At 59.2% G+C, this 9019-nt stretch carries 8 protein-coding genes; 1 reads left to right on the top strand and 7 read right to left on the bottom strand.

The features are described from left to right. The 7 genes from ACR1XY_RS20480 to ACR1XY_RS20450 all read right to left on the bottom strand — a co-directional run bounded on the left by ACR1XY_RS20480 (position 1) and on the right by ACR1XY_RS20450 (position 7857). Positions 1–1269, bottom strand: coding sequence for an amino acid ABC transporter permease (locus ACR1XY_RS20480; RefSeq protein WP_480595941.1), 1269 nt, complete (start codon positions 1267–1269; stop codon positions 1–3). 127 nt (positions 1270–1396) lie between these two features. Continuing rightward, positions 1397–2413 carry an amino acid ABC transporter substrate-binding protein gene (locus tag ACR1XY_RS20475; RefSeq protein ID WP_480595939.1) on the bottom strand — a complete coding sequence of 339 codons (1017 nt, stop codon included), beginning with the start codon at positions 2411–2413 and terminating at the stop codon, positions 1397–1399. Between the two features lie 208 nt (positions 2414–2621). Next, a complete protein-coding gene (locus ACR1XY_RS20470; protein WP_480595937.1) occupies positions 2622–3329 on the bottom strand; it encodes an ATP12 family chaperone protein in 708 nt (235 codons plus the stop codon). A gap of 4 nt (positions 3330–3333) precedes the next feature. Next, a complete protein-coding gene (locus tag ACR1XY_RS20465; RefSeq protein ID WP_480595935.1) occupies positions 3334–4005 on the bottom strand; it encodes an HAD-IA family hydrolase in 672 nt (223 codons plus the stop codon). Then, a complete protein-coding gene (locus ACR1XY_RS20460) occupies positions 4002–5045 on the bottom strand; it encodes an RluA family pseudouridine synthase (RefSeq protein WP_480595933.1) in 1044 nt (347 codons plus the stop codon). The genes ACR1XY_RS20465 and ACR1XY_RS20460 overlap by 4 nt, the downstream gene beginning before the upstream one ends. 109 nt (positions 5046–5154) lie before the next feature. Then, positions 5155–6465: a replication-associated recombination protein A gene (locus ACR1XY_RS20455; protein WP_480595931.1), complete on the bottom strand. Its 1311-nt coding sequence runs from the start codon at positions 6463–6465 to the stop codon at positions 5155–5157. 3 nt (positions 6466–6468) lie between these two features. Continuing rightward, positions 6469–7857 (bottom strand): trypsin-like peptidase domain-containing protein, encoded by a 1389-nt coding sequence (locus tag ACR1XY_RS20450; protein ID WP_480595987.1) that lies wholly within the window; start codon positions 7855–7857, stop codon positions 6469–6471. A 138-nt stretch (positions 7858–7995) separates the two neighbouring features. Here ACR1XY_RS20450 and ACR1XY_RS20445 point away from each other — a divergent pair, with 138 nt between their 5' ends. Then, positions 7996–8979: a TAXI family TRAP transporter solute-binding subunit gene (locus tag ACR1XY_RS20445; protein ID WP_480595929.1), complete on the top strand. Its 984-nt coding sequence runs from the start codon at positions 7996–7998 to the stop codon at positions 8977–8979. Positions 8980–9019 lie beyond the last annotated feature (40 nt).

Below are 9019 nucleotides of genomic sequence, written 5' to 3'. Positions count from 1 at the left end.
TTACCGCTCCACCAGTTTGACACGGTTGTTGTACCAGTTCATCACCGCCGAAATGCTCAGTGAGATGGTAAGATAGACCAGCATCAGCAGCAGAACGCATTCCAGCTCGCGGCCGGTCTGGTTCATGGTGATGCCGCCAAGGGTCCCCGTGATGTCCATATATCCGACGGCAATCGCCAGTGACGAGTTCTTGGTCAGGTTCAGATAGTTCGAGATCATCGGCGGGATGATCACCCGCAGCGCCTGCGGCAGGATCACAAGGCGCATGGTTCGACCCGGGCGCAGACCCAGTGCAGATGCGGCCTCGGTCTGACCTTTAGAGATGGCCAGAATACCAGCGCGAACGATCTCGGCGATGAAAGCTGCAGTGTACAGTGACAGGGCCAGCCAGAGGGCAATCAGCGAGTTCCGCAGATGGGTGCCACCGGTGAAGTTGAAGCCTTTCAACTCGGGGTAGCCCAAGTGGAAGCCCAGCGCGCCCAACAGGATGGCCGACGGAACGATCAGCAGACCAAGTTGGATGTGCCAGATGGTCGGACGGTCACCAGTCTTTTCCTGCGTGGCATTGGCCCAGGCCGAGACCTTGCGCATGGCAAAGATACTGCCGCCGAATACGATCAGGAATGCAATCAGGTCCAGTGAAACATCAAACCGCAGGCTCGACGTGCCGAACAGGTGGATGTCGCCCAAACCGCGCGAGAACAGGAATTCGGGGATATAGACCCCGCGATTGGTCACGGCAACCGAGCCGAACAGATCCATCGTGGCTTCTGGATTTTCACCCCGGAAGGCGCGTGGCGATGGCAGGCTTTCGATCAGGATCGCCATGGCGAACACGATCCACAGCAGGACCGGAACGTTGCGGAACATTTCGACATAAACCGTCATGATCCGAGCGATCAGCCAGTTGTTCGACAGGCGCAGAACACCGACCATGACGCCGATGATCGTTGCAGTGATACAACCCAGAACTGCGACAACCAGCGTGTTCAGCAGGCCTATAAACGCCGCACGCAGATGGGTATCGCGCGAGTCGTATTCCAGCAGGCGTTGGTTGATGTCATAGCTCGACGGTTCGGCGAAAAAATCGAACCCGACTGTTCTGCCCAGCGTATCGAGGTTCTGAATGGTATTGTTGATAATCCAGGCTGCCAAAAGCATGAAACCGATCAATGCAATGACCTGAATGGTCGCAGATCGATACCGCGTATCGTAAAGGAGCATGGACAGCCGGAAGTGCTCCTTCGGCGGGTCAGTGAGTGTCGTCATGACCTATGTATTTCCCCGTGCATCCCGGTTTTTCAGTGGCAGAGTTGATCTCTGCTCAGAACGATCCGGGCGTGTTTCTTATGGATGGAAAAAGGGCGCGGGATGTCCCGCGCCCTTTTCCGTGGATTTAGCGGAAAGGCGGTGCGTACATCAGGCCGCCGTCGGTCCACTGTGCGTTCAAGCCGCGCGCCAGACCGATCGGAGTTTCCTCACCGATGTTCTTGGCAAAGACTTCGCCATAGTTACCACCGACTTTGATCGCGCGCTGTGCCCAGGTTGCGTCCAGACCCAGCATCTCACCCAGAGTGCCTTCGCTGCCCAGCAGACGGTTCACTTCGGGGTTGTCGGTGCCAGCGGCCATCTCGTCGATGTTGGCCGAGGTCACGCCCAGCTCTTCGGCTGCGATCAGCGCGTTCAGGGTCCAGCGGACCACATCGCCCCACTCGTGATCACCGTGACGGACCAGCGGGCCCAGCGGCTCTTTCGAGATGATTTCGGGCAGGATCACGTGATCGCCCGCGTTTTCAAAGGTGGCGCGGGTTGCAGCCAAGCCAGATGCGTCAGTGGTGTAGACGTCACAGGCACCAGCCAAGTACTGCTGCTGCGCTTCGGCGTTGGTTTCGATCGGAACCGGCTCGTAGCTCATGTTGTTGATGCGGAAGAAATCCGCCAGGTTCAACTCGGTGGTAGTACCGGTCTGGATGCAGACGGTGGCGCCGTCCAGTTCCTTGGCCGAGCTGACGCCCAGAGCCTTGGGAACCATGAAGCCTTGGCCGTCGTAGTAGTTGATGCCGACGAATTCGAACTTCAGGTCAACGTCGCGGCTGAAGGTCCAGGTGGTGTTACGGGCCAACATGTCGATCTCGCCCGACGCCAGCGCGGTAAAGCGGGTTTTACCGGTGGTCGGAATGAACTCAACAGCGGACGGATCGTCCAGAACGGCGGCTGCAACTGCACGACAAACCGCTACGTCAAAGCCCTGCCACTCACCGTTGGCATCCGGGCTGGCAAAGCCGGGTACACCGGTCGCCACGCCGCAGTTCAGCTTGCCGCGCGCTTTGACATCATCGATAGTCCCCGCTGCCGCCACACCAGCAGCCAGGCCGGCGATGGTTGCCACGCCCAAGAATACGGATTTTTTCATTTTTACCTCTTCCTGATTTTCCGTCCCGTTCAAAGGACGGTTCTGTCCGGCACCTCTGGCACCAGAAAGGTTTCCCAAAGGTGTCTCCCCTTTAGTGGCCACGAGTTTGGGCGCATTCATAAACAAACGTCAAGGGTTGGATCAGGGAAAACGATGGGTCAATTCAGAGAACACTTGCCCAACGTTCAAAAAAAATGTGCCTGAGGGATCAAATCGAGAGGTCAAAGAACCGTTTGGCGTGCAAAAAGGCCATTTTCTTGGTCTCGGCAACCGTATGGGCTTCGTCATCATGGCCCCATTGCTCGATCTGCCACAACTCATCCAGCCTTGAAATCTGCCAGATTTCTTCCGCATCAGCCCGGTTTTGCGCTGCTGCAAATCCGAGGATGAGAGAGCCCGACAGGCTGACCAGATCGTGGAAGGCTGCCAGTTGAAAGTCATTTAGCGCATGCACACGCTGCCTGAGCGTTGTCAGAGCCTCCGCCGACTGGGGGTGGTGTAGCACACCGGCCACAGGCAACAGCCGCGCCGACAGCGTTTCGACCGCCCACTCCAGCACCGGGTCCCATTGTTCGGCCTGACGCTGCTGCAACTCCTGCGGGTGAACCGCGCGGTAGCACAGCAGGTCCGAATCGCCATAATCGGCCAACATATCTGCAACTTCGGCGTGTTGATGGTGGACCTTGTCGATGGCGGCATTTGCCGAGCGGGTGAAAGGCATCACTGACGGGTCGATCACTTTTTCCTGAGCGTCCCATTCCGCGGCGACCTCGTCGGCCATGGCACGAGTCGGTAGGACCAAAGCGGCCTTTGCCGGGGTTTTGACACGGCGACCGTCCAGCTCGATGGTATAGCCACGCTCGGCTTCGACCACCGCGCTCTCGGTCCAAAATCGCTTGGGTTTCCAGTCGCTCATGTTGTCAGGTCCAGATATCGTCCAGCGCGCGGGGCAATTGGTCAAAGGTTTCAATTATGCGGGTCGCACCTTCCAGAGCGGATCGGTCATGATAACCCCAAGTCACGCCAATGCCCGCCACTCCGGCGGCACGGGCCATGTCCATGTCGAACCGAGTGTCCCCGATCATGACCGTATTGGCCGCATCCACCCCAGTTTCGCTGCGTGCCGTGTCGATCATCGACGGGTGCGGCTTGGAGGGGTGATGATCCGCCACCTGGCGTGTAACAAAAAAGCGCTCTAGTCCGTGAGCCTCGATCAATGCGTCCAAGCCGCGCTGAGATTTCCCGGTGGCCACGCCCAACAGAACCTCGGGCACCGCATGCAGTGCTTCGACGGTTTCGCGTGCCCCCGGATACAGCGGAGAGCTTGCCGCCCCCTGTTCCAGTCGCTGCGCGTGATAGGCTTCCTTATAGCCCTCGACCAGCCGTTGCTGCACGGTGTCGGGATGTTCGGACGCCAGTTGCGCCATCGCGTTGGGCAGAGACAGACCCACAATGGACAGGATCGACTCGCGCTCCGGCACCGGCAGAGACTGGCCACCGAAACAGGCGGTCATTGCGGCAACGATACTGCCCTGGCTGTCGACCAGGGTGCCATCCACGTCGAACAGAACCAGACGCAGTGGTGCGCTCATTGCAGTTCCTCGAACGGGTCGTCCGCGGCAAGATCCTCGGTCCAGCCGAACGTGTCCCAGCTGTGTTTCATGTGATCCGGCAGCAGCGCGGTGACAGTGATGGTCTTGCGCGTCACAGGATGCTGAAAGGTCGCTTGCCGGGCATGCAGATGCAGTTTCTTGCTGATGATCCCACCCAGTTGCGCGCCCCAGCCATCGCCCAGGTTCTCCTGCCCCGAACCACCGTATTTGCCGTCGCCGATGATCGGATGCCCGATCGCGGCCATGTGGGCGCGCAGCTGGTGGGTGCGACCGGTGATCGGCTCCATCGCAACCCACGCGGCGCGACCAGCTACCCGGTAAAGCGTGGCATAAAGCGTATGCGCCCGTTTCGCGCCCGGCGTGTCATTGATTTCGTTTAGATGCACAGGGATCATCTTTTCGCCCTCACCATGCTTGCCATGGCCTACGGCCTTGACCAGCCCGGTCTTAATCTCACCCAGATACGGCGTTGGCACCCCGGCCACCAGCGCCCAATAGATCTTGCGCGTGTCGCGGTGGCGGAACGCGGCAGTCAACCCCTTGGCCGCCTCGCGTGTGCGCGCCATCAGCAACACGCCAGACGTGTCCTTGTCCAGCCGATGCACAAGGCGGGGGTTCTCGTCATAACCAAACCGCAGCGCCTCGGACAGGCTGTCCACGTGGCGCGTCTGGCCGCTGCCACCCTGAACCGGCAGACCTTGAGGTTTGTTCAACGCCAGAACGTGATCATCGCGATAGATGACGCAGGACTGGATCATCTTGGCGTCCGCGTCCGAAATACGGTGTTTGATCTCAGCCGGCTTGTGATCGACGTCAGGTAAAGGCGGGACACGAACAACCTGACCGACCTCAAGCCGGGTCGAAGCTTTCACCCGGCTGCCTTCAACCCGCAACTCACCCTTGCGGCACATCTTTTCGATGCGGCCCTGACTGACATGCGGAAACAGACGGCGCAGCCACCGGTCGATCCGCTGATCGCCGTCACCTTCTGCCACGGTGATCATCTGTACGCCGCTCATGCCGATATCCCCTGCGTCGCGCGACGTGCCCGCGCGCTAAGCCTGTCTGTAAGTGCCTTAGAAAACATGCGCGTCTGTGGCCTGCTGCACCGCAAGAGTCAAGCCGACCTTACCCGTTCCGCTGGGCCCGCAGCTTGGCAAAGTAATCCAACCGCTTTTTCAACTCGCGCTCAAACCCGCGTTCGACCGGCTGATACAGTTCGGGCCGATCCATGCCATCGGGAAAGTAGTTCTGACCCGAAAACCCGTCCTCGGCATCATGGTCATAGGCATAGCCCGCGCCATAGCCTTGATCCTTCATCAGCGAGGTCGGCGCATTCAGGATGTGCTTGGGTGGCGGCTCACTTCCCGATTGCTTGGCTAACCGCATCGCCGCCTTATAACCCACATAGGCCCCGTTCGATTTCGGAGCCAGCGCCAGATAGACCAGCGCTTGCGCCAAAGCCAACTCGCCCTCGGGCGAACCCAGCCGTTCATAGGTCTGCCAGGATTGCAGACAGATCGCCTGCGCCTGCGGATCGGCCAGCCCGATATCTTCAACCGCCATCCGGGTGATCCGCCGCGCCAGATACCGAGGGTCCTCGCCCCCGGTCAGCATCCGCGCGAACCAATAGAGCGCCGCATCCGGGTCAGACCCACGTACCGATTTGTGCAGCGCCGAAATCAGGTTGTAATGCTCGTCGCCCGATTTGTCGTATTTCGCCGCGCGGCGCATCAGCCGGGTCGACAGCGCATCCGGGTCCAGCGGCGCATCGACCTTCCACGCCGCGATCTGTTCGATCAGGTTCAACAGCGCCCGACCGTCGCCATCGGCCATCTCTTGCAGCGCTTCGCGTGCTGGACCGGTTAGCGGCAGTGCGCGGTCCAGCTCTTTCTCGGCCCGTTGGGTCAGTCGCTCCAGATCGATCAGGCTGAGCCGTTCCAGCACCAGTACCTGCGCCCGACTGAGCACAGCGGCGTTCAGTTCAAAAGACGGATTCTCGGTCGTGGCCCCGACCAGCAGGATCGTCCCGTCCTCCATATGCGGTAGGAACCCGTCTTGCTGAGCCTTGTTGAAACGGTGGATCTCGTCCACGAACAGCAAAGTGCCCTGCCCGTTCTGGCGGCGAATTTTTGCGGCTTCGAAAACTTTCTTGAGGTCCGGTACACCAGTGAAAATCGCGCTGATCTGAACGAAATGCAGCTCGGTTTCCTGCGCCAGCAACCGCGCGATGGTCGTCTTGCCCACGCCCGGAGGTCCCCAAAACACCAGACTGGACAGGCTGCCCGAGGCCAGCATGACCCCCAAAGGCGCATCCGGGCCCAATACCTGCTTTTGCCCGATCACCTCAGCCAGCGCCCGTGGCCGCAACCGATCCGCCAGCGGGCGATGCGCGGGCGATGCGGGTTCAGTCGCCCCGGTGTCGAACAGGTCACTCACAGGTTACAGCCGGAACCGCAGGGAAACCGAACGGCCCCCGCGGGAAACATCGAAAATCAGCCTGCGCCCCGGATCGGTCAGCGCATCGACTACGTCCTGCGGGTGTTTTATCTGCGCACCGTTGATGCCGTTAACCACATCACCCACACGCAGCCCGGACCGCCCTCCATAGGGGCCGGCGTCTACCACAACGACGCCGGTTTGCGACAGCACAAGCCCCAGCCGCGAGATGATCGCCGGGTTGATGCGCGAGATCGTCAGCCCAGGCATGACCGTCTGGTCATCCAGTGTGGTTTCGTCAGCCGACGGGGTTTCGGGCGCCCTTACGAGCGCTATCTCAAAATCCGCGCTTTCCTTTCCGCGCAGCCGGGTTACAACTGACGTGCCACCGACACCCGCCACCGACATGCGGAACTTCATCTCGGCCGGAGAGTTTACCTCATCCCCGTCTACATGGGTCACGACGTCACCGACGCGCAGCCCCGCGTCTACCAGCGGGCTAAGGGGGTGAAGGTCAGAAATCACGACGCCCATCGGAATCACCAGACCCAGAGACTCGGCGATATCGGCGCTCATGTGCTGGCCTGCCATTCCAGCCCAGGGGCTGATGAAGCTGTCGTTGCCCTCCTGCGCCTGCCGCAGGAACTCAGCCACCAGATTGGCCGGAATCGCAAAACCAATGCCATTTGAGCCGCCCGAGCGGGTCAGGATGGCCGTGTTAATCCCGATCAGGTCCCCATTCACATCAATCAGCGCGCCGCCCGAATTGCCTGGGTTAATCGCCGCATCCGTCTGAATGAAGTAACCGCGTGCATTGCCCGTGGCCGCCCCGGTCCGTGCCAGCCCCGATATAATGCCTGACGACACAGTCTGCCCCACCCCAAACGGGTTGCCGATGGCCAGCGCCAGCTCCCCCACCGCAACCTGATCCGAGTCACGCAACTGCAAGAACGGCAAATCGTCAGCCTCTTGCAGCCGCAGAATGGCAATATCACTTTCCTTGTCGCCCAACACCACCTGCGCCGAGTATTCTCGCCGATCCGTTGTCACCACGCGGATTTCCGTGGCTGTACCGACCACGTGATAATTCGAGACAACGTAGCCATCCTGCGACAGGATCACCCCCGATCCCAACGAATTCTGAACCCGCGGGCGGGGCTCTCCGAACCCACGACCAAAGAAATCCTGAAAGAACGGGTCCGAGAAGAACGGGTTTGAACGACCCTGTCGAACAATCTTGGCATAGATGTTGACGACTGCAGGCGCAGCCTCATTGACCACCGGTGCAAACCCAAGGCTGATTTCGGCCTGGGAGGTGGGCACCTTTGTTTCGGCCTGGGCTGGAACCACAAATGAGGCCAACAGCAGCGAACACAGAATTTTCCGCATGATCTTCCCGTCGATGACTTGCCCATCGGATATGCGAGGCATGTGACAAGATTGCAAGCGTGATGCTGCCTCTTGCGCATTGACTTGGGCTGGGGGCAGTGAAAACGTTCGCCCGAATTAACCAACCGAAACGGACCAATTGTGCTTAGTAGAATACTTGTGGCGGGGCAAAAGCATCTTCGACCATCTTTTTTGTTCCTGACCGCGGCCCTTGCGCTGTCCGCACATACTGCGCAGGCTGCGGATACCAAACTGACCATGGGGACAGGGGGGGAAGGCGGATATTATTTTTCCGTCGGCAACCTGCTGTGCAAATCGTTTGCCCAAAATACAGCTGGCTACAAGTGCAACGCCAAAGCCACAGATGGCCCACGGGAGAATCTGCCAAAACTGCGCCGTGGTAAATTCGACCTCGTGGTTGCGCGGTCGGATTGGGCCAAATACGCACTAGATGGGTCAGGGGTATTTGAGTCCAAAGGCCCAGATTCATCCCTGCGATCGCTTTTCTCGATCCACAGCACACCCCTTAACGTAATTGTACGCAAAGGATCGGGTATTGGCAGATTGGATGACCTGAACGGTAAACGTGTTCGTCTTGACAGATCTGCAACCCGGCTTGTCCGGCAATTCCCTCAAGCGGGAACATGGGACGTTTCTGCCTATCAGACAATCAAGCCCGGTGAGTGGAACAAACAGCGCGCTGCACTTTGCTCGGGCGAAATTGACGCTCTTGCGAGGATGGTCGGTTATCCATCGGATTGGATAGAGAAAACCGCCAAAACCTGCCCAATACAGTTGTTGGATGTCTCAGGTCGGTCGTTTAACAAGCTGATCGCAAACTCTGACACGATCAACAAAGCAAAGATTCCTGCAAATACCTACGCTGGTGTGACCACGCCGACGGAAACATTGGGCTACAAAGCGACTTTACTCAGCAGCTCCGCCGTGTCGGACGAGGACATCTATGCGTTTGTAAAATTCACTTTTGAAAGCTTGCCTCAACTGGCGCGCAAACATCCTGCACTGAATGGGTTGCAACCGACGGATATGATCCGAGGCAGCCTGCCAGCGCCCTTGCACCCCGGGGCCGCTCGGTATTACCGCGAAAAAGGTTGGATCAAATAGATCACCAAAAGAAAAACCCCCGCGTCCGGGACGCGGGGGT

Source organism: Ruegeria sp. AD11(2025) (assembly GCF_056542405.1).
This window is presented reverse-complemented; position numbering and strand designations above follow the sequence as displayed.

What these genes read in the sequence shown, in the direction of transcription:
- ACR1XY_RS20480 (WP_480595941.1), bottom strand. Translation starts at nt 1,269, where the DNA reads ATGACGACACTCACTGACCCGCCGAAGGAGCACTTCCGGCTGTCCATG.
- ACR1XY_RS20475 (WP_480595939.1), bottom strand. Translation starts at nt 2,413, where the DNA reads ATGAAAAAATCCGTATTCTTGGGCGTGGCAACCATCGCCGGCCTGGCT.
- ACR1XY_RS20460 (WP_480595933.1), bottom strand. Translation starts at nt 5,045, where the DNA reads ATGAGCGGCGTACAGATGATCACCGTGGCAGAAGGTGACGGCGATCAG.
- ACR1XY_RS20465 (WP_480595935.1), bottom strand. Translation starts at nt 4,005, where the DNA reads ATGAGCGCACCACTGCGTCTGGTTCTGTTCGACGTGGATGGCACCCTG.
- ACR1XY_RS20470 (WP_480595937.1), bottom strand. Translation starts at nt 3,329, where the DNA reads ATGAGCGACTGGAAACCCAAGCGATTTTGGACCGAGAGCGCGGTGGTC.